Source organism: Streptococcus sanguinis, assembly GCF_019929225.1.
In the GTDB taxonomy this organism is placed as follows: domain Bacteria; phylum Bacillota; class Bacilli; order Lactobacillales; family Streptococcaceae; genus Streptococcus; species Streptococcus sanguinis_J.
On sequence record NZ_JAHZPA010000006.1, the window covers coordinates 57,545 to 82,391 of the forward strand.

Sequence of the window (24,847 nt, forward strand, 5' to 3'; positions counted from 1 at the left end):
TATAGCACGTTAAAATTAAAAATCAATATGTTGTGGCAAAAAAGTTATTTTTTCTTTTTATACACAACATATTGATTTTACTACTTAAGTTGATAAAGCTTGAAATGCTTGAGCTTGAGGTCAGCTTCCTTGTAATTTTGGGAAATTAGCTGCTTCACATCTGATAGCAATTTGACATCATTGTTAACCAAAATATACTTGGGCTGGCTGTTTTCAAGTCCATTCTGAAGACCCAAACGATTTTCAGCCGTTCCCACATACAAAGTTGGAGACAAGAGAGAGACAGCTGATAGGCGGCCGCTCTTCTGATACAGACTAGCCGAGGTATCCCAAGCATAGATAGTATCCCCGTCCTTGGTCTTTTCCTTAATATACTGAGCCGCCTCACTTCTTTCAGCAGAGACACCGCTGGAAAAGATATACTCATTCACCAAAGGATAACCAATCAGATAAAAAATGGCTAAGAGTGGCAGAAAGAACTGGCCTGAGAGATAAGAAGTCCACATCGTAGGGCGACGACGATTCCGACGATGACGCCCTGATTCCTGCTGCTTGCCTTTATTGAACCACAAAGCAAAAAGAATCACGGCAAAAGGCAGAGCAGGAAGCAGTTGATAGCTGCCCTGATCTGGCAGGATAAAAGCCGCAAAGACAGTAATGAAGAGCCCTAGCAAGCCGATAAAGCGCAAGACGCGCAGGCTGGTTGCCTGCCCCTTTTCTCTTGAAAAGAGATTGACACCCAAAGCAGAAATGAAACCTAGACCGACCGTCAGCAAGCCATAATAAATCAAATTAGAAAGACTATGACTGCCAATTAAGCTGATGGAATCCCAAGCATAGGTCACCTGACTGATAGCCTGGCCAAAGGTTTGATTGGCAACAGTAAAGTAGCCGATAGGATAAAAAATCACTGAGAAGCCAAAGAGACCAGCTAAAAGCTGATAAAAGCCTCGAGCCGCACGCTTGGCTGCGATATTGTAGACCAAAAGCACTAGAGCAGTCAAAGAATAGAAGACTAGGCTGGAAACCGGATCAATCATAAAAGCAAGAGCTCCGAAAGCTCCATATAGAATGAACTTTTCATCCTTGATTGAATCCTGCAGATAGCGGACCAAGAAAGATAGATTCCAAAAAATAAAGGGCAGAACAAAAATACTAGAGTAAAGACCGCCAAATCCAAGGGCAAAGACTAGCAGGTAAAAGAGCAGCAGCAGGCTGCGCGATAGATTCTGTTTAGGCTGTAAGAGCACCAAGGTCTCGTGCAGGAAAAGTCCAGCCAGCCACAGAGCCAGCGTCTGAAAGATCATCCACAAAAGCTGTCCAAAAGCCAGACTGCTGGACCAAGCCATCAGATAGTAAAGCAGACCACTAGTCCCATATATTTGCGAATAAGGCACCTGCCCTTGAGTCATGGCCCAGCCGGCATAGAGGTTCTGACTTTGTAAATTCGTTGCTAGATTGGTCAAAAAAGGATTGACCACACTCAGCAAGCTGATAGCCAAACTGCATAAGAGCGTCAAAAAATAGGGCGTCGGCTCTGGCTTGGTAATTTTTTGCTCAGACCTTTCAGCCCTAGTCAGCTGCTCCTCTGAAACCTCTAAAACTTTTTCTTCCGTTGTATCATGCATATAAAATATTCTCCTTGATATCAGTCCCATCTAGTATATCAAATTCCTGTCCTTCTGTCAGCTTTCTCTTGACCCTTCTTTTGGGCATTATAGCTTCTAGCAAGCTCCTCCAATTCCCGAAAACAGCGATATTCTCTCGTTTCATAAGCAAGCGGCTGACTGGAAATTTTCTCCATTGTCATCTTAAAAAATTCCTTTATTTTTTACATTCGTAAAAACAGAGCAAAAATCTGTCCCAGTATAAAAGCAAAAATGACAAGAACACATCTCAATACGATTAGAAAAAGCACAAGCAAAAAATCTGAGACTTCCGCCTCAGATTTTCTGTATATTGCTGCAGAATTTGCCAACCTCTGGCATTAGAGCATAGGGGCAAAGAGCTGCATGATTTCTTTGATAAGGCGACGATACCAGCTGCTATCGAGATTTTCAGGAAGAATTTCCTCAGAAGCCTCAAAAATGGCTTCAAAATCTTCCTTGATAGCTGGGATACTCTCCGTATGGTACATCAGGACTGCATTTTCATAATGGTGCACCAGACTGCGGTAGTCAAAGTTAATCGTCCCTACCACAGCAAATTCATCATCAGCCACCACGTTCTTACTGTGGATAAACCCTGGCGTGTACTCAAAGATCTTAACCCCTGCTTCCATTAGATCTGGGTAGGCTCCACGGGTAACAATCTGAATCAGCTTCTTGTCCGGAATGAAAGGAGTCACGATGCGGACATCCACTCCCCGCATAGCAGCATTCTTGATATCCTCCGTCAGGTCATAGTCAATAATCAGATAAGGCGTAGTAATGTAGACATAGTCCGTAGCCTGACTGATAATATTTTGATAGACTGTTTTGCCAACCTGGCCCTTATAAATGGGCTTAGGCCCGCTGCCATAGGGAATGTAAAGCCCTTTGCCTTCAACAGCTTTATTTTCCAGATGGTACTTATCAAAGTCTGTGATTTCCCCGCGGTTGATGTACCAGTTCATGAGAAAGAGTCGCGTCAGAGCCTTGACTGCCCGACCTTCCAAGCGGATACCGCCATCTTTCCAGTGACCAAAACGAACAATATGATTTATATACTCGTCGGCCAGATTGATGCCGCCAGTATAGCCAACCTGACCATCAATCACAAAAATCTTGCGGTGGTCACGGTTGTTGTAGGATACCGTCATTCGCGGAATCACCTTGTTAAACTTATAAGCCTCGATGCCCATCTTGCGCAGTTTACGCGTATAATCGCCCGGCAGAGTTGCCATGCAGCCAATATCATCATAGAGCAGCTTGACTTCAACGCCCTGGGCGGCTTTTTCGACCAAGATATCCAGAACACTGTTCCACATCAGTCCTTCATCGATGATATAAAACTCCAGAAAAATGAATTTCTCAGCAGCCCGCAGATCAGCCAGCATAGCCTCAAACATCGCCTCACCGATGGGAAAATAGCAAGAAGCTGTACCGTCATAGACATCTGCATTATTGTCCATACTCAGCAGTGATTTGATAATACCATAGGCCGACTTATTTTCCTTTTTCAGCTGGACACGAAGATCGTAGCTGTTGTCCTCACGAAATTTCATGGAGTCCATATTTTCCAGCTGAACCATTTCTTTTTTAGACAGCCGCCGCTCGCCAAACATCAGATAGAGCAGGAAGCCAAAGACCGGCACCACAGCAATCAGGAGCCAGGTCACCTTACTCTCAGGCGGCATATTGCGGTTGACAATTGCTAAAATGGTCCCAATATACAGGAAGACAATCATGACCACTGACAGCCAGTTGGGTGCAATTTCATTAAAATAGAAAAACGCAACAAAGACAAAGACCAGCTCCAATAGCATAATAATAATGCTGAAACCGTATTTTGACATTAATAAGCGGAACTTCCTGAAAGTCATACACTCTCCTATCTCATTGCATATATTCTAGTATAGCAGTAAAACTGCCTTAAAACAACGTTTATATCAATGCAAACTGTATTTCTGGCCGATGAAAATCTAAGCACAGCTTTTGAATACTACTATCCTAAGAATTTCACTGAAAGATTAGAACCGATAAAAGGAAAAGCCCTATTCAAGACAGGGCTCTTTCATCATTGTTTTGTAAAGATCAGTGTGTCATCATCATAAGGCTCTTGGGAAAGGTCCTCGATAGTCAGCTGATTGCCCTCAATGCGATAGCGCTTGACATCATCTCCAATGACCATGGTCTGGTTGGTAACATCAATCTGAACCTGTTCAATTTCCTGCTCACCATCCGCCTCGACCTTGGTCAGCTGGCCAGTAGTTCCTGAAATTTGCAAGGTTAGCTGATCGCCTTCATGACTTGTCTGATAGCTACCATCAAGCTCACCATTGGCTGCTTGCTCAGAAGAGGATGCAGAAGCAGATGAGCTGTTATTGACCGCACTAGACGAGCTAGCTACCGACGAAGACTCTGCTGGCTTGCTGGAAGCGACTGACTGAGACTGAGAGGAAGGTGCCGTCTGGTTCTGATTAGAACCGCAAGCTGCCAAGGCCAAAATAGCCGCAGCAGTTAGACCTGAAATCATTAACTTTTTAGAAATTGCCATAGTATTCTCCTTTTTCTTCTGTCTTTATTGTACCAAAGCAGGACTCTTGCGGTCAATTTATAAACTTGTCAAATAAGCTCTGACTTCTGCAATAAAATAGAGAGAGCCCGTAATGAAAAGCAGCTGATTATCGTTTTGCCTCTCCTTAAAATTCTGAATAAGCTGCCGATAATCCTCTATGTAGAAGAAGCCTTCTACTTCAGCTCGACTAAGGGAATCTCCATCAGAAAAGGAAGTAACCGTCAACTGAACATCTGGCAGAGCCTCTCGCAGATAAGCCAGCATAGCGCTATAGTCCTTACGCTTGAGAGCACCGAAAAGAAGCAGGCACTCTTTGTCATTCTGGCTTTGGATAAACTCTACTAACCTCTCCAGCGCAGGAAGATTATGGGCCCCATCTAGATAAATACCTGGACCGGCTTCTTCCAAACGCCCTGCCCATCGAGTCTCCTGCAAGGCTGTCCGAATCTTAGCAGAATCTATTTCCCAGTCTTGCTGCTGCATGAAGAGCAGGAATGCCTGCAGGGCCAGCGCTGCATTTTCCTCCTGATAGCCCCCCTTGAGACCCAGTTCAAGATTGGATAGGGTCATAGTCGAATTGGAAAAAGACTGATTCGTCAGAGAAAAATCGCGACCATACTGATAGAGTTCTATTCCCAGCTCCTCAGCTCGTTGCTTACAAACCAATCGCGCCTCCTCTGGCAGCGGCCCGATGACCGCTGGCCGCCCCGTCTTGAAAATCCCTGCCTTTTGCTCCGCAATCGCCGTTAAGCCCCTTCCCAGAGTTTCTTGATGGTCCAAGCCCACAGAGCTGATGACCGCAATATCTCCCGTAATGACATTGGTCGTGTCCAAGAGTCCGCCAATCCCTACCTCAATCAAGGCCAAATCCACTTCCTGCTCCTTGAAATAGAGAAAAGCAATCAAAGCCAGAATTTCAAAATAGGACAGCTGGTCATGGCTTTTGAGCAGTTCTTGCTCCATCTTTTGCACCTGCTGACCCAGACGGATAAAATCAGCTGAAGCAATTGGTTGGCCGTTGATACAAATCCGATCATGAATACTACTCATGTGAGGCGAAGTAAAACTTCCTGTCTTGCGACTATGCCCCGCAAACAGCTGACGCATAAAGGCAATAGTAGAACCTTTGCCATTTGTACCAGTTACATGAATCGTTGGATAGCTCCGCTCAGGATTCCCCAAAAGAGTCACTGCCTGCTGCATCCGCCCTAGACCCGAACGAAAGTTTAGACCAATTCGGCTGTTCAGCCATTCTTCAATTTCATTCATTTTCTTACCCAAAAAAGAGCAGCGAAGCAGAATTCAAATCTGAATTGCAACTCGCTCCTCTTTCTAATGTTTATCATAATGCACGCTGGAAAAGAGCCAAGGCTTGGCTACTTCCTTCTTCTGTCAAGTTTAGCTAGCTTTTCACCCGCACTTGTCCATTTCTAGAAATGAGACTAGGCTAGTCTTACTCCTCCATAAAGCTATTGAAGACTTCTTCAATCATATCCCATTCAGCATCTGAGTCTTCTGGGATTGGCTGCAAGTCACCTTCTGTGCCATCTTCATTTTCGGTAAAGGAATAAGCTTGAATCTCTACTTCACCATTCTCATCTTCTTCCGCATTAGCCGGAATCAAAAGAACATAATTCTTGCCAAACTCTTCCTTACCATCAATGGTCAAAAGAATTTCAAATAAAGTTTCGTTCCCTTGCTCGTCAACCAAGGTGATTAATTCACGCTCTTCATGCTCGTGGTCATGGTTATGATCATGTGTCATACTAGTGTCTCCTTCATTTCTTTTCTAAAAATTTCGATCCAGATAATTCTGCAAAATCAGCTGCGCGGCTAGCTTATCAATAACTTTCTTGCGCTTGCTGCGGCTAATGTCCGCCTGCTCCACCAGCATGCGCTCAGCAGCCACCGTCGTCAGACGCTCATCCTGATAGTCAACCGGCAGACCAAACAGCTCAGCAACCCGCTGGCCATAAGCCTGACTAGCCTCTACTCGAGGTCCGCTGGTATTGTTCATATTCTTAGGCAGGCCAATAACAAACTTATCAACCTTATACTCTTTCACCAGCTCGCCCAAGCGCTCTAGGCCAAATTCGCCCTTATCTTCATGAATCGGAATAATCTCCAGTCCTTGAGCCGTAAAACCAAGAGGATCACTAATAGCAACCCCAACCGTTTTCGAGCCCACATCTAATCCCATAATTCTCATTAGAGATCGACGCCTTGTCCTTTCAAATAATAACGAACCAACTCCTCAACAATCTCATCGCGCTCATATTTGCGGATTTGATTGCGGGCGTTGTTATAGCGAGGTACGTACGCAGGATCACCACTGAGTACGTATCCCACGATTTGATTGATTGGATTGTATCCTTTTTCATTGAGCGACTTGTAGACATCGGTCAAAGTCTCGCTAATTTCCTTTTTATTTGAATCATCGAGATTAAAACGTACTGTTTCATCTGTAAATCCCACAATTACACCCTCTTTCTTTAGAATATCCCTATTATAGCATAATTATAGGCTTTTCACAAATTTAATTCACCCGAATTTTCCTAATTTTTCAATAAGCTTTAGCTAATATTTATCCGAAGTCTGGCTCTAAAATCCAGCAAAAATCCAGCTCTCTTCAGAGAACTGGATGGAAACTTCCTAATTTGAAGACGGCACTTCTACACCGTCGCTTCCCTTAAACTTGTTAAGCAATTCTTCCGGACTCAGGGTCTCGATCTGCTCAAACAGCTGCGCGTAGTTTGGAAGCTTTTTGGCTGCTTCGTAGTCTAGATTCTCAGGATCGATAGTCATCTCCAGAGAAATCTCTTCCGCTGTCATATCTGTTTTCAAGTCAAGACCGGTGATATTCACCGCCTCTTTCAGACCCAGTGCTTCCTCGATCAAAGACAGCATTTCTTTCTTTACAGTGGAAACATCCTGTTTTGACAGAGCTTCCTTGATGTTGTCAGGAATAGCCTTGCTGACATGCAGGATAACCTTATCATACTTCTGTCCGCTGTAGCTGACGGTTAAGATTCTGGTTTCTTTTCCATGTTCCAATTGCTTCTCAGTTTTATAGGACTTAGTGACAATATCTCCTTTTCCAGCCCCTCCCTGTGAGGATGAACTGTTATTTGACTGCTGACTGCAAGCTGTTAAGATTGCCAAAGCTGCCAGCAAAAAGACAATTAATTTTCTCATGTCTTATCTCCTTCAATATTGAGCTGATTTTATCATATCATTATAAAAACGGCGCTGTCAAACTGATTGTCACTCTGTCATTAAAATGTAATAAAAAAGAGCAGCTTATTTCTGCTCTTCTGCTCCATTCATCAGGAGATTGTTGATATATTCTTCTGGTGTCAGCTTAATCATTTCTTTGAGCTTGAGATTTTGAAAATAAGGCATAGACGCTGCTTTTTCGATATCTAGGCTCTCAAAATCATAGGTAGAAGTCATTTTCAGCTCGTTCTCATTCAAAATTGTCACTGAGCCGCTAAAGCCTTGAAGTCCACGAGCCTGCACATAGTCTGCATCCTGCTCCAGTGACTCATTGAGAGACTTCTGCGCTTCCTCCAGTCCCATCTGCTTGATAGCTTCTTTCATCTCATTATCAGTCGCGGTCAGCCTTTCAATAACCAAGCGTTTAAAATGCTCTCCCTGATAAGTCACTGTCTGGCTCTGCTGGTTTCCTCGTTCATCCTTTGGAAAAACAAGTGTCCGAGTAATCACTTCCTGCTGCTTAGCATTATCAATGATAGGCAAATTATTGCTGATTTCTTTCTTGTCAGCCGCATTCGAATTCGTCTCTGTCTTTTTATGTCCACAGCCTGCTAACAACGCCACACTCAAGCCCAGTCCTAATAAAATTTTCTTCATCTTCCATCCTCCTCAGAGATATTGTATCACAGTTCTGCTCCTTGTCAATCCATCCTGTCGCCAAAGCCCCTGTCAATCTGAACAAAAAGAAGAGCCGAGATTCTCTTCCCGACTCTTTCAGTTATATTCAAAGATTAGAGAGCTGCCCGCAGACGAGCTTCTGCATTTTCAACATTACGAACAGAACGTGGCAGAAAAGCACGGATATCATCTTCTTTGTAACCAACTTGGAGACGTTTATCATCCACTAAGATAGGACTTTTCAAAATACGCGGGGTCTCCATGATAATATCAAGAACTTCGTTGACACTTAACTCCTCAATGTCAACACCCAAACCTTTAGCATAGCGGTTTTTTGATGAAACAATGCTCGCGATACCATTTTCTGTTTTGGTTAAAATATCCAGAAGTTCCTCTTTGGTGATGCCTTCTTTGCCTAAATTTTGTTCTTTATAAGTTAATTGATGAGCGTTTAGCCAGGTTTTTGCTTTTTTACAACTAGTACAACTTGAGACAGTATAGATTGTGATCATGTAAGTACTCCTTTCGCTACACGATACTAATATCGTAGTCTATTATATCACAAAAACCATCGGTCTTGCGACCTATTTTGCAAAATTACTCTTCAATTTCGATGGCATCGTCCAAATCCAGAGTCACTTCTTCCATCGTTTCCACAGAGCTGTCAGCCTTGTTGCCAACCGCTTCTGCCAAGTCATCGCCTTCAATCAAACCATAGCGTACACGGACCTGACGGTCAATTTCGTCAAAGACTTCTGGATGATCAGCCAAGTACTTCTTAGCATTTTCAGATCCTTGACCGATTTTTTCATCATTGTAGGAGTACCAAGCACCCGCTTTTTTGATGATATCTAAATCAGTCGCAATCTTAATCAACTCACCTGTCTTAGAAATGCCTTCTCCGTACATGATTTCTACAAAGGCTTCCTTGAATGGCGGAGCAACCTTATTTTTAACAACCTTGATCTTGGTTTCTTTACCAACATTGGTATCCTTCTCATCACCAGTTCCCTTGATTTGAGTATTGCCACGGACATCCAAACGGACAGAAGCATAGAACTTCAGTGCACGGCCACCTGGTGTTGTTTCAGGATTACCAAACATAACGCCAACTTTTTCACGCAGCTGGTTAATGAAAATCGCAATCGTCTTCGTTTTGTTGATAGAAGCAGACAGCTTGCGCATAGCCTGGCTCATCATCCGAGCCTGCAAGCCGACATGGCTGTCACCAATATCGCCATCGATTTCTGCACGCGGTACCAGAGCTGCAACTGAGTCCACAACAACCAAATCCACCGCACCTGAGTCAATCAGCTTGCCGGCAATTTCCAGTCCCTGTTCCCCAGAGTCAGGTTGAGACAGCAGCAACTCATCAATATTAACACCCAGAGCAGCTGCGTACGATGGATCCAAAGCATGCTCAGCATCGATAAAGGCTGCGATACCACCTTCTTTTTGCGCTTGAGCAACTGCGTGAAGAGCAACGGTTGTCTTACCAGAAGACTCTGGACCGTAAATTTCAATAATCCGTCCCTTAGGATAACCCCCAGCGCCAAGAGCAATATCCAAGGCCAAAGAGCCTGAACTCATGACTTGAACCTTTTGCTCTGCCCGCTCGCCAAGACGCATAATGGCTCCCTTACCGAAGTCCTTTTCAATGTTTTTCAGGGCATTATCCAAGGCTTTTTGGCGCTCATCGCCGAATTTCTTTGAGATTTCGTCTAATTTTTTTTGTTTCTTTGCCATTTATTTCTCCTGTTTTTTCTAAAATGTCTTTTGGCCATCTTCGTCATTATACCAAAAATCAGCTATTTAATAAAGTTTTTCGTACTAGGTTGAAGGCGTGCAGAACAGCAATTTTCCGCACATCACGCCGACTGCGTCCAGCAATATTGACCTTAATAATTTCTGTTCCTGAAGCACTTGCTAAGCCGATAAAAACGGTCCCTGCTGGATGGCCTTCCAGTGAATCTGGACCAGCCACACCTGTCAGACTGACAGCTAGGTCACTTTCGGTCAGCTTTCTAGCCTGCTCTGCCATTTTCCCAGCCGTAAAAGCGGAAACGACACCGTGCTTCTCCAGGTCTCCCAACGGAATATCCAGCATCCGGCTCTTTTCCTCCATGCTGTAGGTGACAAAGCCACCTGAAAAAATGGAAGAGGCTCCAGCAAAATCAGCCAAGGTCGCCTGAAAGAGCCCTGCTGTCAGACTCTCCGCCGCCGAAATCGTCTTTCCTTGACTCTTCAGCAAGTCAAAAGCCGCCTGTGCCAAGGAATTGTCATCCCCATAACCATAGAAAATCTCTGACAGTGAATGTCCCTCAAAAGTCTTGTGTGCCAAAATTAACTTTTCCACAGCCTCAAACTTGGTGTCAGCTTCTGCCTGACTCAGAGCCTTGGTGGACAGTCGCAGGGTAACTTCCCCTGTCTTTGCATAAGGAGCAATGGTGGGGTCGTTCTGCTGCTCAATCATCTCTGACAAAATAGTCACTAGCTGACTCTCGCCGATACCAAAGAAGCGCAGCACTCGTGAATACAATTTCTGGCCTGTGGATAAGAGGGGAACCAGCTCGTTATTGACCATGGGCTTGAGCTCACTAGGCGGGCCAGGCAGGACTACATAGGTCACTCCGTTTACTTCTAACAATCCTCCGACAGCTAAGCCGGTGGCATTTGGTAACGGAGTTGAGCCTTCGACCAGCTGGGCCTGACGCTCATTATTGGGCGTTCGAGCATAATCTGGCCGGCTAGCAAAAAAGCGATCCAGCTTTTCCACAGCCTGTGGGTCAAAGACTAGCTCACGCCCTAAGAACTTAGCCAAGGTCTGCTTGGTCAAATCATCCTCTGTTGGCCCCAAGCCTCCAGTCAGGATAATCAGATTACTGCGCCTTTGGGCAATTTCCAAAACAGAGAAGAGACGATTTTCATTGTCCCCCACTGCTGTTTGAAAATAAACATCAATCCCCAGACTCGCCAGTTTTTCAGATAAAAATTGGGCATTGGTATTGACAATCTGACCTGTCAGAATCTCGGTGCCCACAGCAATAATTTCTGCTTTCATAGAACCTCCTACCTTACAATTCGGAATTGGCTTTATTTTATCACAAAAAATCTTAAAAAAGTTGATTTTCATTTCAAGAAATAAAAAGAGCTGTCAAGCTCCTTGACAAACTTGTCAACATGCTGTGGAAAACTTTTAAGAGTGACTGATGTTAAGCAGAATAACTGGATTGTTAGGGAAATGCTATTGGCAAATGGTTTCATTATTTTTATAATAAAGATGAAAAAAGGAAATCATCTAAATATTTTTATTTAAAGAAAGGAGATCATCATGAAAATTTCACAAGTTCTCAAAGATATTCGTCAACAAAATCAACTCACTCAGGAGGCTTTGGCAGAAAGGCTCAAGGTTTCCCGCTCCGCCATTGCCCGCTGGGAAAGCGAAAAAGGTATCCCTGATATTGGAAATCTCATCTCTATCAGTCGGGAGTTTGATATCAGTCTGGACACACTCATCAAGGAGGATGAGCGTTTGGAGAAAAAGGTTATCGAAGATAGCAAGGCCAAAAAATGGCATTATTTAGTCATTCTCTACCTTTTTTCCATCTTGGTTTATATTGGTGTCTTCGCTTACTTGCACCATATCTTTATGGCTGGCTTCCTCATCTCCACGCTCTTTATGCTCTTCTATGAGCTGCGCATCTTTATCAAGGAAAAGATTTGGATGCAGAAAGGAGAATGAGGAGATAAAGAGAATAATAAAAAACCTAGAGGTCTGGAACTTCTAGGTTTTCATTTAATTATGGTCAATAAAGTAATGATGAAAGCAAAGATATTATTACAACAATGGAGGGTAATTGGATACCAGATGTTTTTGTCTTTTTTCAGATACAGAAGCGAGAAAAGAAAACCTCCAGCAATATAGGAAATGGCTGTCACCCACTCTGACATTGACCAGCTGTGCATATGAAGAGTAGCAAATAGAAAGGTTGTTAACACAATACTTATCCAATTGGAGAATTTTGCCAAGAAGGTTCCTAGGAAAAAACGACGGAAGAAAAGTTCTTCCACAACTGGTCCAATAAAACAACCAACAAGCAAGAACAGATAAGGATTTTCTAAAAGCACACCTTGAATATTGGCTTCATTCTGTCCCTGCAGTGGCAACCCCAGACTCTGTTTAATCAAAGCTGAAAGCAGGTTGCAAGCAATAGACAGGAGGAAAACAAAAAACATATATAAGGAAATCGTTTTCAGAAATTCCTTCTTCTCAGTCAGAATCATAGAAAACTGCTTCTGCAATTCCTCCCGATAATCTAAAATTCCCAAAACAAATAAAAGGAAATATACTGGATAATTCAGCCATTTTTGTCCAATAAACTGCAAACCTCTATCTAGGAATAAAATGGTATATAGAAAAATAAAAATAAGCTGAGATTTTCTTGTTTTCATCGTTCTACTTCCAGTCACAATCATTTTCATGGTCATTGATAAGGCCAGCTGCTTCTAGGAATGAATAGACACAAACAGGACCAACAAATTTGAAGCCTTGCTTTTTCAGCGCCTTGGACATAGTTTCTGACAGCTCTGTCTTGGCTGGCGCTTCCTCGTAGTCCAAAATTTCATTGTCAATCGTTTTGAAATCTACAAAGGACCAGATATAGTCATTAAAAGAGCCAAACTGCTTTTGAACAGCCAAAAAAGCTTGGGCATTAGCCCTAGTTGCATAAATTTTCATCTTGTTACGGATGATGTCGGGATTGCCCAACAAATCATCCAGATCCGCATCCGTCATCTGAGCAATTTTCTGGGCATCATAGAAATGAAAAGCTTCCCGAAAAGCCTGACGTTTATTCAGAATGGTCTCCCAAGAAAGTCCAGCCTGATAAGTCTCCATGCAGAGCAATTCAAATAATTTCTGATCATCATGGAGAGGCTTGCCCCACTCCTCATCATGATAGGCCACATACAAGGGGTTGTTCATTTTTACCCAGCCGCAGCGTTTGGTCATGTTATTCTCCAATCTTTAAAACATAGCTAGGTAAGGGAACCGTAGACCTATCTAATAAATTGATCCAACGATTAATATCTGGTGGCAGAGGGTTAAATTTCTCATCTGTTTGATACCTTGCTTGACTATCTGTTTCTATTCCAGTTAATGTTTCAATCTGTTCTCGAAGCTGATCTACAGACATCCAATCAGTCCAACTTTCAAATAAACTTTCTGAGGCCAGAGTTATACCATACCATTCTTCAAACCATCCAATGTAGTCTGCACTTAACAAATAGAGTTGTTGAAAGGAACAGGACTCACCACTCACCTCTATTCCATCAACATAAGTATCACTATCTACAACCGTTATATCACGATTACAAAATTCACAAGGAATCGGTCCTACTTGACCATATCGAGACGACATATGTAAAAATAATTCCGTTTGAGTTTGTTCACAATATTTACAATACAAAGGAAAAGTTTTACAGTCTAGCCAGACATCTTCTATCTCACCATTCCTAAATCTTAGGGCTATATTATTGTTAACATTTTTGCTTTCAGCATAACTAATTCGAGCAATCCCCATTATTTCACCAACATCTTAAGAGCTGACTTGATATAGTTTTCAGCTGTATCCGTCGTTCCTTCAAAGAATTTCTTGATTTTCTTGAGTTCAGCAGCTTTGTAGCCCAGAGCCAGCATGGCTTCCATGGCTTCTTCCAGCTCCTGATTATCCACAGTCTGGACGGGCGCCTTACTTTCTGCCGGACCATCTGCCACCACCACCTTGCCTTCTAAGTCCAGCACCATCTGCTGGGCCGTCTTCTTGCCAATCTTAGGAAACTTGGTCAGATAGGTGATGTTTTTCTGCTCAATGGCTTGCACCAAGCCAGCATTATCATCCGCCGCAATAATAGCCAAGGCAGACACTGGGCCAATACCTGAGACTGAAATCAAGCTAAGAAAGAGTTGCTTCTCCTCCTCGGTCGCAAAACCGTACAGGAGCTCCGCATCTTCTCTCACCACCTGGTGAACATAGACCTTAGCTTCCTGATGGAGATGTCCTGAGTAAGCATAGGGGTTGGCCACATGAAGAATATAGCCGATAGAGTTGACTTCCAATACAATGTACTTGGCTGTTATTTTACTGATGATTCCTTTAAAATATTCGTACATAATCTTCCTTCTTGTTGTATCATTTTGCCTATCTAGTATATCATATTTTCTGTCTGGAAACTGCAAATAGAAGTGCAACCGGTGGTTGACAAAATGTACAGAAAGCTGTATTCTCAAGATAACTAAAAGCTGTTAGGATAGAGTTAGCAAAGAAAAGGAGGCTGCGATCATGAAACTCGCTGATAAATTATTTGAACTAAGAAAAGAAAAAGGCTGGTCACAAGAAAAGCTAGCTGAACAAATCAATGTCTCTCGCCAGAGCATTTCTAAGTGGGAGTCTGGCCAAGCGCTGCCAGAGCTGGAAAAAATTGTAGAGCTGAGCAAAATTTTCCAAGTGACGACAGATTATCTGCTTTTAGAAGACAGCGATAAGCCGGAAATAAAACCCATCCTCTCAGAAGACGAAAAAGATCGCTACTACAAGGAAGTGAAATCTTATGGCTTCTGGCAGGTTCTGTATATTTTTGTATCAGCCTTGGCTATCTTTCTCTTTTTCGCAGGTTCTAGCTTTCCAGCAAAATTCACTGCGCTGGTCTGGTTGACCTTTTTCCTCTTAATCGCATCAGCAATGGCTATTAACAAGACGCTAAAGATGAAGAAAAAGTATCTGGACAAGGTTATCGGCCTTGATGAGGATTCTAAAAAAGAAGGTGCTAAAGATGAAACTAAAAATTGACAATCCCATACCTGTCAAAACTCGTCTGAAAGAGCTGATTGGAGACTGGCTCTTCATCTCAGGCTACCTCATTTCTCTTTTTTTACTAGCTATGGGCTTTTACAATCTGGTTCTAGGAGGCATTCCTGTATTCACTGAAGCTCAGAGCCAGCTTCTGGCTTTTTCTAGCTCAGTCCTGCCTCTAACTATCATCTTTGCTTGGCTAGACTATAGAAAAGGCAGTTTTGGCAAGCGTTGGGCAGGTTTACAATTGGTTTACAAACATAGGAGCCTTTCCCACAGCCTTTTGCGCTCTACTATCAAGCTTTTCCCTTGGCAGCTGGGGCATATGGGAGCTATCCGTAGTGCTTATCAAGCAGATGCTTTGTCAATTTTCTTGTCAACTTCAGCAGGGATTCTCTTCTTGATCTTTCTGCTGATGGGACTACTTCGCAAGGACAAACGCCATCCAGCTGATTTGCTTGCTGGAACGCAAGTTCAGCTCAAAAATTCAAAACAGCTCTAGTTCTATGACTAGGGCTGTTTTATCTTCTATAAAGTTTAGTATTTCCCCAACTCCCGCAGGCTAGTGTGATTTTCCTGAATGCGGCGGAACATTTTTTCCATATCCGACTTGGTAAAGTTGACCAAGACCGGTCGGCCGTGTGGGCAGTTGTAAGGATTGTCACACTGGGACAGCTGAAAGAGCAAATCACGCGCAGAATAGTCATCCAGACTGTGATTGGCCTTGATGGAGCGTTTGCAGCTCATCATGATGGCCAGCTCTGCTCGATATTTCTTGATAGAAACTTCCTTGGTCAGGAGAAGCATATCACACATTTCATAGATGCCGGCCTCAATCTCCTCTTCCTTAAACCAAATCGGATGCTCACGGAGGATAAACTGGTTGGCTCCGTACTCTTCTAAAAAGATGCCAGCATCTTCTAACAGCTCCATCCGCTGCTTGATTCGCAGCATATCGTCCGCTGGAAATTCAAAGATATAGGGCACTAAGAGCTGCTGTTGGCTATTGTCCACATCTCCAATCTTCTCCCGATAATACTCATACTTGACCCGCTCTTGGGCAGCATGTTGGTCAATAATGTAAAGACCGCCCTTGCCCTGAGCAAAGAGATAGGTACCATGCATCTGGCCGAAATATTCTAACTCTGGGAAGCTTGATTTCTCTTCCTGTTCCAACTTATCCACAGCCCGCTCCAGACTGGCTTGGTCTAGCTCTGGATGGTCTAGTTGGTCATAGCTAACTGGCCTTCTCTCTGCAAATTTGACCGAAGTCGGTTGCGGTTCTACTTTTTCATCTGTCGCTTCATGAACAGGCTCCGCTGATTCTTCGAAGGATAACTGCTGCTCTGCCACCTGTGGCTTGAGGAAGAAGTCATTCTGCTCCTTATCGTAGTAGAGGCGATTTTCTTTAAGGGGAAGGCTGGTCTGTTCAGGCTTATTGGCACGCTTAACAGTTGATTTGGCTAGATTTTCCAAAGCATCTGGGATAAGGTCCTGCTCCTTGAGACTGGTCGCAATGGCTTGCGAAATCAGGGTCATGAGTTCCCGCTCTTTAGAAATCCGCACCTCTTGCTTGGTCGGATGGACATTGACATCGGCTAGATAGGGGTCAATCTGAATATTGATGACCGCTAGTGGAAAGCGGCCTACCATAAGCTTGCTGCCGTAGCCGTCCAAAATAGCACGATTGAGCAGAAAGTTCTTAATGTAACGGCCGTTGATGAGAATCGTAATATAATTCCGATTCGCACGAGTCAGCTCAGGCAGGCTGACATAGCCGCTCACCTCAAAGTCCAGATCTAAAGCAGAGATTTCTACCATTTTCTTAGCTGTTGCCAAACCATAGATTCCTGCAATAGCCTGACGCAGATTGCCACTGCCGGCAGTCCGTGTCATTTCGCGGCCGTCACTAATAAGGGTGAAAGCCACTTCCGGATGGGCCAGACTAAGCCGATTAATCACATCAACGATATGGGACAGCTCAGCCTGCTGGCTCTTCATATACTTGAGCCGGGCTGGAGTATTAAAGAAGAGATCTTCTATCTTGATTTTCGTTCCCACTGGACTGCTGGTAGGCTCATGCTCTTCAATCTCACCGCCTTGGGCAACTAGCAGGGTTCCGTGCTGGCCGGCTTCAGTCGCTGTCTCAATGGTAAAACGAGAGACAGAAGCAATGGAAGGAATGGCCTCACCACGAAAACCCAGTGTCCGAATCCGAAAGAGATCCGCTTGTTTCTTGATTTTACTGGTAGCATGGCGGCGAAGGGCCAGAGGGACATCTTCGTGGTCTATGCCTTCACCATTATCCGTTACCTGGATAGTCTTGAGTCCAGCCTCCTCGATTTCGATGGTAATCTGGCTGGCACCCGCATCAATTGAATTTTCCACTAGCTCCTTGACCACGCTGCTAGGCCGCTCAATAACCTCACCGGCCGCAATCTGATTGGCTAGAATTTCTGGAAGTTCGATAATTTTTGACATCTTTTTCTCCGTATTTGTTCTGCTATCTATTATAACACATTGGGCTCTTTCTATCAGAAGGCAGCCTTTTCTCGACCATTCTGCTCGTAAGCCAAACCAGATAGACACAAATAGCTGCCACATAGACAAAAGGACTTGTTTTCGCTGCCAAGTTGAGGTTTAATAAAGGTGAAAGGAGGAAGTTATGAAAGTTAAGCTAAGAATCGATTCTCAAGTCACCGAAGACTCCGTCAGCATTGAGGCTCGCCTCATGACAGAAAGCATTCAGGAATTGGTCCACTTTGCTCAACATCTAGGCAAAGAAGACAAGATCCATGTCAAGAAAGAAGACAACATCTATCTGCTGGACGCTAAGGAAATCCACCGAGTCTATACAGAAAATCGTCAGGTTCAAGTTCGAACGGCAAAAGACGGCTATCGAGCTCAACAACCTCTTTATCAATTGTTGCAGGTCCTACCGGACTATTTCCTGCAGATTTCTCAGTCGGAGATTATCAACAGCCGACAAATCAGCCATCTCAAGCTGACTCCAAATGGTCTGATTCAAATATTTCTGAAAAACGGCGACCAGACATACTCGTCCCGTCGCTATCTCAAATCCATCAAAGAAAGGTTGCAATTATGAAAACTCGTCTTAAAGAACTCTTTTTCGGAGGAATTGGAGGGATTTTCATCGGTCTCTTCTTCTCCATGATTGTTTCTTATTTTTACAATCCAGCTTATCTACCGCTGCACCCTCGCTCTCCTACCGGCCACTTCTTTTTGAGCCAGCATGTCCATGTTTCCCTCATCATGCTCTATTGCATGCTTATCTGGTTTATCATGGGAGCTATTTTCAGATGGAGTGGAAGCTTCTTCCAAAGAGACTGGAGCATCCTGCGCTCCATCGTCAGCCACTTTGGCGTGATGATTCTAACCTTTGCACTTTTGGCTAATCTAGCTGGATTTTTCCCAAGAGAAAAAATACTCAGCCTGACACTGACTGCCGTCGGGGAATTCACCCTCATCTATCTAATCATTTCAGGTGCTATCTACTACCGCACTTACCGCAACATTCAAAAAATCAATAGCGGTTTGTCTGGCAAATCGTGAGAAATAAAAAGAGCAGACTTGAGGCATTAACAAGTCTGTTCTTTGTTTTTACAACTTCTTCTTGAGCTCGGCTACCGCCGCCATGACTTCCAGTGGAGTCATATTGTAGATGTCCAAGTCTCGTAGTTCAGTCAGGATTGGATTTTCCGGCCCTTCTGCGAAAAGAGACATCTGCTCCGCCACTTGCGACTGCTTCGGTCTGGATGCAGCAGGAAGCTCTGAGCCTAGTCCTGTATCCTGACTCTCCAAATGACTCAAAATACTGTCAGCCCGCTCCAGCAATTTCTCAGGAAGACCGGCAATTTTCGCTACATGGATTCCATAGGACTTGTCAGCCGGACCCGGCTCAATCTTATGCAGGAAAGTCACCTGCCCGTCCTTTTCCAAGGTTGCCACATGGACATTTTCCAAATGATCCAAGCTATCCTCTAAGGCTGTCAGCTCATGATAGTGGGTGGCAAAGAGGGTCTTGGCTCCAGTATAATGATGAATGTGCTCGATAATAGCCTGAGCCAGCGCCATCCCATCATAAGTAGCCGTCCCACGGCCCAGCTCATCAAAGAGGATGAGCGAACGCTCGCTGGCCTGCCGAATGGCCCGATTGGCCTCCATCATCTCCACCATAAAGGTAGACTGGCCAGACACCAGATCATCCGCTGCGCCGATACGAGTGAAAATCGCATCGAATAGCGGCAGACTGGCAGACTGAGCAGGCACATAAGATCCCATCTGTGCCATAATGACGATGATTGCCAACTGGCGCATATAGGTCGATTTCCCGCTCATATTCGGCCCGGTAATCAGCTGGATGTCCGTTTCCTGGTCCAGCAGAATACTATTTGGAATGTAGCTTTGGGCACCCATGACCTTTTCCACAACAGCATGCCGGCCTTTTTCAATCTGCAGACAGCGCTCTGCAGTAAAGACGGGGCGCACTAGATTCTGTTGCTCTGCTACCGCAGCAAAGCTCTGCAGGACATCTACAGCTGCTAGCGTTTGTGCCAAGGCCTGCAAGCGCTGGATATATTTGCCAGCTTCCTCGCGAACCCGCATGAAGATCTCGTATTCCAAATTAGCAGATTTTTCACGCGCCTCCAGCATCTCTCCCTCAATTCGTGCCAGCTCTTCCGTTCCGAAACGCTCCGAATTTTTCAGAGTCGCCTTGCGGAAGAAATGACTAGGCACATGAGCCAGCTGGGAATTGGTCACATGAAAATAGTAACCATCTTTTTTGTTGTAATCAATCTTCAGATTGCTGATGCCGCTGTTGGCACGTTCTTTAACTTCCAGCTCCGCAATCCATCCAGTCCCCTCCCTCAGCACAAGCCGATACTGATCCAAGGTCTCATCAAAACCAGTCTGAATAATATTGCCCTCGGTGATGATATGGGGCGCATCCGGCGAAATAGCTGAGCTAATCAAGCCTGCCAACTCTGGAATAGGATCCAAACCCTCAATCAAACGAGCTAGATGCGGGCTGCCGATTCCTTGCAAGATAGCCTTGATCTGAGGCACATTGCCCAATGTAGCTGCCAGCTGCAGCAGATCCTTGGGATTGGTCTTACCAAAAGAAACCCGACTAGCCAACCGCTCGATATCATAGACTCCCTTGAGGCTCTCCGTCAAATCACTCCGCTCAAAGAAATGATCCAGAAAAACCTCGACGACATTCTGTCGCTGGCTAATTCGCGCTTCATCAATCAGCGGACGCTGGATCCAAGAGCGCAACATGCGGCCGCCCATGGCTGTCTTGGTCTCGTCCATCAGCCAATAAAGACTGCCGTGCTTCTTACCCGATCGAGCATTTTCTGTCAAATCCAGACTCGCCTTGGTGGCATAGTCCATTTGCAGGAAGTCCTTGATTTCATAATGCTGAGCCTTCTTCAAATGGCTGAGCTCCCTCATCTGGGTCCGGTGCACATACTCCAGCAATTTCCCCGCTGCCTGACGCTCCATCGGAGACAGCTCCTCGCCCAGCAGCTGAACATCGTCCAAAGCTGTCTGTACATAGGACAGTAAAAGATTCATCTGTCCAGCCAAGACCTGCTCCTCAGATTCTGGCAAGGTATAGCCCAGCACCACTTCCCTAGCCTTCAAATTACGGATTTCCCCGCAGACCAAGGTAAAGTCCTCTAAACTGGTCACCTGAAACTCACCGGTCACCAAGTCCATATAAGCTAAACCATAGAGCCCGTCTGAGTAATCCAGAGCCACCAGAAAGTTATTAGCAGAGTCCGGCTTACTGGAGTCCACCACCGTCCCCGGTGTGATAACCTGAACGACCTCCCGCTTAACAACTCCCTTGGCTTCCTTGGGGTCTTCCATCTGCTCCGCAATCGCTACCTTATAGCCTGACTCGACCAAAACATCAATATACTGCTGTGCCGAATGATAGGGAACTCCAGCCATGGGAATCGGATTTTCTGCATTTTTATTGCGGCTGGTGAGAGAAATCTCTAAAATCTGGGCGGCATTGACCGCATCATCATAAAACAACTCATAGAAATCCCCCATCCGAAAGAGCAAGAAAGCATCTGGATAATCCTTTTTGATATCCAAATACTGCTGCATGCCTGGCGATAACTTTTCTACTGCCATCTCTATCCTTTCTAAAAACAAACGAGGTCAGGACTTCTGTCTCAAACCTCTCCAATTTTCCTGAAAAAACTGTGACTCTTACATCACTTCCTGTATTTGCTCCTCAATCTCCTGAGCAGCTGCCTGATCCCGGCAAACCACTAAAAGAGTATTGGCACCCGCAACGGTTCCCAGAATACGGCTATCGAACGAGTTATCCACGACATTGGCCAGCACTGTTGCCTCTCCCAGGCCCGTACGAAGAACCAGACTAAACTCTGCCCTAGCTACACTCTCCACATGCTTGGCTAAAAACTCTATAAAATCAATCTCTTCAGTCTCATGCGCCAAAACATAATAAGTCAGCCCCTTCTTCTTAACTTTAGTCAGGCCGATTTCACGAAGGTCACGCGACAGGGTAGTCTGTGTTACATAAATCCCTTGCGCTTCCAGACGATCCTGAATCTCCTTTTGCGTTCCTAGCTTTTCCTCCTTAATCATCGTTTTGACTAACTGATGACGGTCATTCTTTCTCATTTTTACCTCATTGTTGAATATTTAGAAGCTGCATTCATGAAGGGCACTTCAACGGACAAAAGACTGCTTCTCCATCAATCTAGGCAAAGATTTGCAGGAATACTGAGAATAAACAAAAAACTTTAACGAAGAGTAACAGGGAAGGAAGCATTTAGATGAAAAGTCCATCTATAAATACAGGTTCTTATCCCTCTTATTATATCAGAAAAATTCCTATTAGCCCAAAAATTATTCCCAAAAAAATTGAAGATTCCTTGAAAAATGTGATAAAATAATAACAAAAGACACAAAGGAGCAAATATGGATAACAAACAGTTGATTGCCAGCGAATTGGCCAAGGTTATTGACAGCCTTGATCAAGACGCTATTTTAAATTTATTGGAGCAGCCAAAGAGCTCTGAACTTGGCGATATCGCCTTCCCAGCCTTTTCTCTGGCAAAGACTGAGCGCAAAGCTCCTCAAATCATCGCTGCTGATATCGCTGAAAAGATTGACACAGCGCATTTTGACAAAGTCGTTGCGACTGGTCCTTATGTCAACTTTTTCCTCAGCAAGGCTGAAATTTCTGGCCAAGTCATCAAAGAAGTCATCAAAGACGGAGCTGACTACGGCCAGCAGAACGAAGGAAATAATCAGAATATCACCATTGACCTGTCCAGTCCAAACATTGCCAAGCCTTTCTCAGTCGGCCACTTGCGCTCTACTGTTATCGGTGACGCTCTTTCCAACATCTTCCGCAAAATAGGCTACAACACCATCAAAATCAACCACTTGGGAGACTGGGGCAAACAGTTCGGCCTCTTGATGGTAGCTTATAAGAAGTGGGGAAGCCAGGAAGCTGTTGAAGCTAACCCTATTGACGAGCTCCTCAAACTCTACGTGTGTATCAATGCCGAGATTGAAAATGACCCATCTCTGGATGAAGAAGGCCGCCTTTGGTTCAAGAAGCTGGAAGATGGCGACCCAGAAGCAACTGAGCTCTGGCAATGGTTCCGAGACGAAAGTCTGACAGAATTCAACCGTATCTACGAACTCCTAGGCGTTGAATTTGACAGTCTAAATGGTGAAGCCTTCTACAACGATAAGATGGACGAAGGGATTCAAATCCTTGAAGACAAGGGTCTCCTGCAGGAATCCAAAGGAGCTAGCATTGTAGACTTGGAAGACTTTAACCTTCCGCCTGCTATGATTAAAAAATCAGACGGTGCTACCCTCTACATCACACGAGATATCGCTACAGCCATCTACCGGGCCCGCACTTACAACTTTGTCAAAAATGTCTATGTTGTAGGTCAAGAGCAGGCCAACCACTTCAGACAGCTCAAGGCCGTTCTGAAAAAGATGGGCTTTGACTGGAGCGATGACATGATTCACGTTGACTTCGGACTGGTGACAAAGAACCGGCAAAAATTGTCCACACGTAAAGGAAATATCATCCTCCTCGAACCAACTCTGCTAGAAGCTATCAGCCGGGCAAAAAGTCAGATTGAAGCTAAAAACCCAGATTTGGAAAACAAGGAAGCTGTTGCTCGTGCAGTTGGAGTTGGAGCAGTTAAGTTCTACGACCTCAAAACTGACCGCCGCAATGGTTACGACTTTGATCTGGAAGCTATGGTTTCCTTCGAGGGAGAAACAGGCCCTTACATCCAGTATGCCTATGCTCGTATCCAGTCTATCCTGCGCAAGGCGAACTTCCAGCCTGATGCAGAGGCTACATACAGCCTGAACGATCCAGAAAGCTGGGAAATTATCAAGCTGCTTCAAGACTTCGGTCGCGTTGTCAAGCGTGCTGCTGATAACTATGAGCCATCACTGATTGCCAAATACGCTATCAGCCTGGCTCAAGCCTTTAACAAATACTATGCGCACACTCGGATTCTGGATGAAAGCCCTGAGCGCGACAGCCGTCTGGCTCTCAGCTACTCAACAGCTGTTGTCCTCAAAGAAGCTTTGCGTCTGCTGGGAGTAGAAGCGCCAGAAAAGATGTAAGCTTGCTTTAGAAACATCAAAAAAGCGAAAACCTCACTGGTTTTCGCTTTTTTCAATATGATAGAGCTCTTCAATAATCCCTGCAACCTTCTTAATGTCTCCCAACATGCCACGCATTTCAAAATCAGCCAAAACCGGAAATCCGAAGCGCTCTGAATATTGCTTGGCTGTCAGACAGTATTGGTTGCTAAAGTTACGATTGCCACTGCCAATGACGCCCAGGCACTTGCTGGCATTCTGACCATAGGCAATAAAGTCCCCCACATCGGTTGTCAGAATTTCTACATCACCATTGTCCACACCATTGCCGCCCTCCAAATAAGTCGGCAGAAAAGCTACGAAAGGATTGTCCATTTCAAAAAAGGGCTGCCCTTCCTTTACCATGTCTTTGATATGAATCTTCTCTACTTCTAGGCTTGGATGCTGATCCAGCAAATAGTCTGTCAGCCGTCGGACAAAACTCTCTGTATTGCCGCTCAAGCTGATGTAAACCAAGGAAACCTTTGTCATTTTACTCTCCATTCTAAAAAATAACAGATATTGCTTCTTAAAATTGTAAGCACTTATCTGTTATTTGTCAAATTTTATTCGTTTGCAGCTAGTTCCGCTTTTTCAGCCTCTTTCTGCTGCTGAATTAACTTAAAGATAACGATGGAAAGATAAATTAAACTGATAACAAAGCCAAGCACTGTTCCTAAAAGAAGACTGTTTGAATGCGTTGCAATGTTCTCAGGGCTTGTAAATACCTTGCCAACAATCCCTTTCGATGAAATATAGACGTAAACCTGAGATAGCAAACTGACTAATATATAAACGATATAGCTAATATTAGCCATCTGCAGATTTTTTCTAACCAAAAAGACGATAGATGCTATTAACAGAGCCGTCATAACGAAAAAAATCATCATATTCATTCCATTACGAAGAAATTCAAAATAAAGTTTATTAAACTGATTTGTCTGATCACTCAATTCTTTTGAGAAACCGATTTGTGTATAATCTACCTCAGAAAACTTGGAGAAAAAACGACTCCATACTCCCAGTAAAGTTCCGATTGCTGACAATCCCAGCAAAATATAAAGATAAATTGGTTTCTTTTTCATGAACGCCTCCTGTAAAGAAATATTTTCACTTATTATACACCGAAAAGAAAAAGCTGACAAGGCCAAGAGGCTTTCACCTTTTCAGAAGCCCAAACAATAGCTAAA

At 44.3% G+C, this 24,847-nt stretch carries 28 protein-coding genes; 6 read left to right on the forward strand and 22 right to left on the reverse strand.

Features of this window, described 5'->3' with window-relative positions:
- Nucleotides 1-80 precede the first annotated feature (80 nt).
- The 13 genes from K1I80_RS09670 to K1I80_RS09730 form a co-directional block, all read right to left on the reverse strand.
- Entirely contained in the window at nucleotides 81-1,628 is a 1,548-nt protein-coding gene (locus tag K1I80_RS09670; protein ID WP_223313694.1) for a heme transporter CcmD, read from the reverse strand.
- Between the two features lie 38 nt (nucleotides 1,629-1,666).
- Nucleotides 1,667-1,810 (reverse strand): hypothetical protein, encoded by a 144-nt coding sequence (locus K1I80_RS09675; protein ID WP_002899268.1) that lies wholly within the window; start codon nucleotides 1,808-1,810, stop codon nucleotides 1,667-1,669.
- A 177-nt stretch (nucleotides 1,811-1,987) separates the two neighbouring features.
- Complete coding sequence (gene cls, locus K1I80_RS09680; protein WP_223313695.1) at nucleotides 1,988-3,523, reverse strand: cardiolipin synthase; 1,536 nt, start codon at nucleotides 3,521-3,523, stop codon at nucleotides 1,988-1,990.
- 194 nt (nucleotides 3,524-3,717) lie between these two features.
- Entirely contained in the window at nucleotides 3,718-4,197 is a 480-nt protein-coding gene (locus K1I80_RS09685) for an SP_0198 family lipoprotein (RefSeq protein WP_223313696.1), read from the reverse strand.
- A 57-nt stretch (nucleotides 4,198-4,254) separates the two neighbouring features.
- A complete protein-coding gene (locus K1I80_RS09690) occupies nucleotides 4,255-5,487 on the reverse strand; it encodes a bifunctional folylpolyglutamate synthase/dihydrofolate synthase (protein ID WP_223313697.1) in 1,233 nt (410 codons plus the stop codon).
- A 184-nt stretch (nucleotides 5,488-5,671) separates the two neighbouring features.
- A complete protein-coding gene (locus tag K1I80_RS09695; protein WP_002894073.1) occupies nucleotides 5,672-5,983 on the reverse strand; it encodes a DUF1292 domain-containing protein in 312 nt (103 codons plus the stop codon).
- A 24-nt stretch (nucleotides 5,984-6,007) separates the two neighbouring features.
- Nucleotides 6,008-6,427, reverse strand: coding sequence for a Holliday junction resolvase RuvX (ruvX, locus tag K1I80_RS09700; RefSeq protein WP_002911439.1), 420 nt, complete (start codon nucleotides 6,425-6,427; stop codon nucleotides 6,008-6,010).
- Nucleotides 6,427-6,693 carry an IreB family regulatory phosphoprotein gene (locus K1I80_RS09705; RefSeq protein WP_002894075.1) on the reverse strand — a complete coding sequence of 89 codons (267 nt, stop codon included), beginning with the start codon at nucleotides 6,691-6,693 and terminating at the stop codon, nucleotides 6,427-6,429. Before K1I80_RS09705 ends, ruvX begins: the two co-directional genes overlap by 1 nt.
- 177 nt (nucleotides 6,694-6,870) lie before the next feature.
- On the reverse strand, nucleotides 6,871-7,413 hold the full coding sequence (locus tag K1I80_RS09710) for a hypothetical protein (protein ID WP_002928322.1): 543 nt from the start codon (nucleotides 7,411-7,413) through the stop codon (nucleotides 6,871-6,873).
- A 105-nt stretch (nucleotides 7,414-7,518) separates the two neighbouring features.
- On the reverse strand, nucleotides 7,519-8,091 hold the full coding sequence (locus K1I80_RS09715; protein WP_002907741.1) for an SP0191 family lipoprotein: 573 nt from the start codon (nucleotides 8,089-8,091) through the stop codon (nucleotides 7,519-7,521).
- Between the two features lie 134 nt (nucleotides 8,092-8,225).
- A complete protein-coding gene (spx, locus tag K1I80_RS09720; protein ID WP_002894078.1) occupies nucleotides 8,226-8,624 on the reverse strand; it encodes a transcriptional regulator Spx in 399 nt (132 codons plus the stop codon).
- Between the two features lie 85 nt (nucleotides 8,625-8,709).
- Nucleotides 8,710-9,858, reverse strand: a complete 1,149-nt coding sequence (gene recA, locus K1I80_RS09725; protein ID WP_002907738.1) for a recombinase RecA — start codon at nucleotides 9,856-9,858, stop codon at nucleotides 8,710-8,712.
- Between the two features lie 58 nt (nucleotides 9,859-9,916).
- Nucleotides 9,917-11,173: a competence/damage-inducible protein A gene (locus K1I80_RS09730; protein ID WP_223313698.1), complete on the reverse strand. Its 1,257-nt coding sequence runs from the start codon at nucleotides 11,171-11,173 to the stop codon at nucleotides 9,917-9,919.
- Nucleotides 11,174-11,443: 270 nt separating this feature from the next.
- Between K1I80_RS09730 and K1I80_RS09735 the strand changes: the two genes are divergently transcribed.
- Complete coding sequence (locus tag K1I80_RS09735; RefSeq protein ID WP_002907728.1) at nucleotides 11,444-11,854, forward strand: helix-turn-helix domain-containing protein; 411 nt, start codon at nucleotides 11,444-11,446, stop codon at nucleotides 11,852-11,854.
- Between the two features lie 50 nt (nucleotides 11,855-11,904).
- On the opposite strand, the gene K1I80_RS09740 is transcribed toward K1I80_RS09735, so the two are convergent.
- From K1I80_RS09740 to ruvA, 4 genes are read right to left on the reverse strand one after another with little or no spacing between them, the layout of a single operon-like run.
- Complete coding sequence (locus K1I80_RS09740) at nucleotides 11,905-12,564, reverse strand: CPBP family intramembrane glutamic endopeptidase (protein WP_032916163.1); 660 nt, start codon at nucleotides 12,562-12,564, stop codon at nucleotides 11,905-11,907.
- Between the two features lie 4 nt (nucleotides 12,565-12,568).
- Entirely contained in the window at nucleotides 12,569-13,123 is a 555-nt protein-coding gene (locus K1I80_RS09745) for a DNA-3-methyladenine glycosylase I (RefSeq protein WP_002899291.1), read from the reverse strand.
- A gap of 1 nt (nucleotide 13,124) precedes the next feature.
- Nucleotides 13,125-13,694 (reverse strand): hypothetical protein, encoded by a 570-nt coding sequence (locus tag K1I80_RS09750; protein ID WP_002907726.1) that lies wholly within the window; start codon nucleotides 13,692-13,694, stop codon nucleotides 13,125-13,127.
- Nucleotides 13,694-14,284 (reverse strand): Holliday junction branch migration protein RuvA, encoded by a 591-nt coding sequence (gene ruvA / locus K1I80_RS09755; protein ID WP_032913065.1) that lies wholly within the window; start codon nucleotides 14,282-14,284, stop codon nucleotides 13,694-13,696. Before ruvA ends, K1I80_RS09750 begins: the two co-directional genes overlap by 1 nt.
- 169 nt (nucleotides 14,285-14,453) lie before the next feature.
- Here ruvA and K1I80_RS09760 point away from each other — a divergent pair, with 169 nt between their 5' ends.
- Both K1I80_RS09760 and K1I80_RS09765 read left to right on the forward strand, forming a co-directional pair.
- Nucleotides 14,454-14,960: a helix-turn-helix domain-containing protein gene (locus K1I80_RS09760; protein ID WP_223313699.1), complete on the forward strand. Its 507-nt coding sequence runs from the start codon at nucleotides 14,454-14,456 to the stop codon at nucleotides 14,958-14,960.
- Complete coding sequence (locus K1I80_RS09765) at nucleotides 14,944-15,465, forward strand: RDD family protein (protein ID WP_002907723.1); 522 nt, start codon at nucleotides 14,944-14,946, stop codon at nucleotides 15,463-15,465. The genes K1I80_RS09760 and K1I80_RS09765 overlap by 17 nt, the downstream gene beginning before the upstream one ends.
- Before the next feature lie 35 nt (nucleotides 15,466-15,500).
- Here the strand turns inward: K1I80_RS09765 and mutL are convergent, their stop codons facing one another.
- Entirely contained in the window at nucleotides 15,501-17,444 is a 1,944-nt protein-coding gene (gene mutL / locus K1I80_RS09770) for a DNA mismatch repair endonuclease MutL (RefSeq protein WP_223313700.1), read from the reverse strand.
- A 184-nt stretch (nucleotides 17,445-17,628) separates the two neighbouring features.
- On the opposite strand from mutL, the gene K1I80_RS09775 reads away from it, so the two are divergent.
- Nucleotides 17,629-18,069 (forward strand): LytTR family DNA-binding domain-containing protein, encoded by a 441-nt coding sequence (locus K1I80_RS09775; protein ID WP_223313701.1) that lies wholly within the window; start codon nucleotides 17,629-17,631, stop codon nucleotides 18,067-18,069.
- Nucleotides 18,066-18,536, forward strand: coding sequence for a DUF3021 family protein (locus K1I80_RS09780; RefSeq protein ID WP_223313702.1), 471 nt, complete (start codon nucleotides 18,066-18,068; stop codon nucleotides 18,534-18,536). The genes K1I80_RS09775 and K1I80_RS09780 overlap by 4 nt, the downstream gene beginning before the upstream one ends.
- Before the next feature lie 48 nt (nucleotides 18,537-18,584).
- On the opposite strand, the gene mutS is transcribed toward K1I80_RS09780, so the two are convergent.
- Together mutS and argR are read right to left on the reverse strand one after the other, a co-directional pair.
- The gene (mutS, locus tag K1I80_RS09785; protein WP_223313703.1) at nucleotides 18,585-21,134 is read right to left on the reverse strand and encodes a DNA mismatch repair protein MutS; all 2,550 of its coding nucleotides are present in this window, start codon (nucleotides 21,132-21,134) and stop codon (nucleotides 18,585-18,587) included.
- A gap of 78 nt (nucleotides 21,135-21,212) precedes the next feature.
- On the reverse strand, nucleotides 21,213-21,650 hold the full coding sequence (gene argR / locus K1I80_RS09790) for an arginine repressor (protein ID WP_002894105.1): 438 nt from the start codon (nucleotides 21,648-21,650) through the stop codon (nucleotides 21,213-21,215).
- A gap of 300 nt (nucleotides 21,651-21,950) precedes the next feature.
- On the opposite strand from argR, the gene argS reads away from it, so the two are divergent.
- Nucleotides 21,951-23,639: an arginine--tRNA ligase gene (argS, locus tag K1I80_RS09795; protein WP_223313704.1), complete on the forward strand. Its 1,689-nt coding sequence runs from the start codon at nucleotides 21,951-21,953 to the stop codon at nucleotides 23,637-23,639.
- A 33-nt stretch (nucleotides 23,640-23,672) separates the two neighbouring features.
- On the opposite strand, the gene nrdI is transcribed toward argS, so the two are convergent.
- Both nrdI and K1I80_RS09805 read right to left on the reverse strand, forming a co-directional pair.
- Nucleotides 23,673-24,161, reverse strand: a complete 489-nt coding sequence (nrdI, locus tag K1I80_RS09800; protein WP_125410545.1) for a class Ib ribonucleoside-diphosphate reductase assembly flavoprotein NrdI — start codon at nucleotides 24,159-24,161, stop codon at nucleotides 23,673-23,675.
- Between the two features lie 62 nt (nucleotides 24,162-24,223).
- Nucleotides 24,224-24,742 (reverse strand): ABC transporter permease, encoded by a 519-nt coding sequence (locus K1I80_RS09805; protein WP_125410544.1) that lies wholly within the window; start codon nucleotides 24,740-24,742, stop codon nucleotides 24,224-24,226.
- Nucleotides 24,743-24,847 lie beyond the last annotated feature (105 nt).

Excerpts from the sequence above, each read along its gene's own strand:
- K1I80_RS09670 (WP_223313694.1), bottom strand. The coding sequence starts at position 1,628 with ATGCATGATACAACGGAAGAAAAAGTTTTAGAGGTTTCAGAGGAGCAG.
- K1I80_RS09675 (WP_002899268.1), bottom strand. The coding sequence starts at position 1,810 with ATGACAATGGAGAAAATTTCCAGTCAGCCGCTTGCTTATGAAACGAGA.
- cls (WP_223313695.1), bottom strand. The coding sequence starts at position 3,523 with ATGACTTTCAGGAAGTTCCGCTTATTAATGTCAAAATACGGTTTCAGC.
- K1I80_RS09685 (WP_223313696.1), bottom strand. The coding sequence starts at position 4,197 with ATGGCAATTTCTAAAAAGTTAATGATTTCAGGTCTAACTGCTGCGGCT.
- K1I80_RS09690 (WP_223313697.1), bottom strand. The coding sequence starts at position 5,487 with ATGAATGAAATTGAAGAATGGCTGAACAGCCGAATTGGTCTAAACTTT.
- K1I80_RS09695 (WP_002894073.1), bottom strand. The coding sequence starts at position 5,983 with ATGACACATGATCATAACCATGACCACGAGCATGAAGAGCGTGAATTA.
- ruvX (WP_002911439.1), bottom strand. The coding sequence starts at position 6,427 with ATGAGAATTATGGGATTAGATGTGGGCTCGAAAACGGTTGGGGTTGCT.
- K1I80_RS09710 (WP_002928322.1), bottom strand. The coding sequence starts at position 7,413 with ATGAGAAAATTAATTGTCTTTTTGCTGGCAGCTTTGGCAATCTTAACA.
- K1I80_RS09715 (WP_002907741.1), bottom strand. The coding sequence starts at position 8,091 with ATGAAGAAAATTTTATTAGGACTGGGCTTGAGTGTGGCGTTGTTAGCA.
- spx (WP_002894078.1), bottom strand. The coding sequence starts at position 8,624 with ATGATCACAATCTATACTGTCTCAAGTTGTACTAGTTGTAAAAAAGCA.
- recA (WP_002907738.1), bottom strand. The coding sequence starts at position 9,858 with ATGGCAAAGAAACAAAAAAAATTAGACGAAATCTCAAAGAAATTCGGC.
- K1I80_RS09730 (WP_223313698.1), bottom strand. The coding sequence starts at position 11,173 with ATGAAAGCAGAAATTATTGCTGTGGGCACCGAGATTCTGACAGGTCAG.
- K1I80_RS09735 (WP_002907728.1), top strand. The coding sequence starts at position 11,444 with ATGAAAATTTCACAAGTTCTCAAAGATATTCGTCAACAAAATCAACTC.
- K1I80_RS09740 (WP_032916163.1), bottom strand. The coding sequence starts at position 12,564 with ATGAAAACAAGAAAATCTCAGCTTATTTTTATTTTTCTATATACCATT.
- K1I80_RS09745 (WP_002899291.1), bottom strand. The coding sequence starts at position 13,123 with ATGACCAAACGCTGCGGCTGGGTAAAAATGAACAACCCCTTGTATGTG.
- K1I80_RS09750 (WP_002907726.1), bottom strand. The coding sequence starts at position 13,694 with ATGGGGATTGCTCGAATTAGTTATGCTGAAAGCAAAAATGTTAACAAT.
- ruvA (WP_032913065.1), bottom strand. The coding sequence starts at position 14,284 with ATGTACGAATATTTTAAAGGAATCATCAGTAAAATAACAGCCAAGTAC.
- K1I80_RS09760 (WP_223313699.1), top strand. The coding sequence starts at position 14,454 with ATGAAACTCGCTGATAAATTATTTGAACTAAGAAAAGAAAAAGGCTGG.
- K1I80_RS09765 (WP_002907723.1), top strand. The coding sequence starts at position 14,944 with ATGAAACTAAAAATTGACAATCCCATACCTGTCAAAACTCGTCTGAAA.
- mutL (WP_223313700.1), bottom strand. The coding sequence starts at position 17,444 with ATGTCAAAAATTATCGAACTTCCAGAAATTCTAGCCAATCAGATTGCG.
- K1I80_RS09775 (WP_223313701.1), top strand. The coding sequence starts at position 17,629 with ATGAAAGTTAAGCTAAGAATCGATTCTCAAGTCACCGAAGACTCCGTC.
- K1I80_RS09780 (WP_223313702.1), top strand. The coding sequence starts at position 18,066 with ATGAAAACTCGTCTTAAAGAACTCTTTTTCGGAGGAATTGGAGGGATT.
- mutS (WP_223313703.1), bottom strand. The coding sequence starts at position 21,134 with ATGGCAGTAGAAAAGTTATCGCCAGGCATGCAGCAGTATTTGGATATC.
- argR (WP_002894105.1), bottom strand. The coding sequence starts at position 21,650 with ATGAGAAAGAATGACCGTCATCAGTTAGTCAAAACGATGATTAAGGAG.
- argS (WP_223313704.1), top strand. The coding sequence starts at position 21,951 with ATGGATAACAAACAGTTGATTGCCAGCGAATTGGCCAAGGTTATTGAC.
- nrdI (WP_125410545.1), bottom strand. The coding sequence starts at position 24,161 with ATGGAGAGTAAAATGACAAAGGTTTCCTTGGTTTACATCAGCTTGAGC.
- K1I80_RS09805 (WP_125410544.1), bottom strand. The coding sequence starts at position 24,742 with ATGAAAAAGAAACCAATTTATCTTTATATTTTGCTGGGATTGTCAGCA.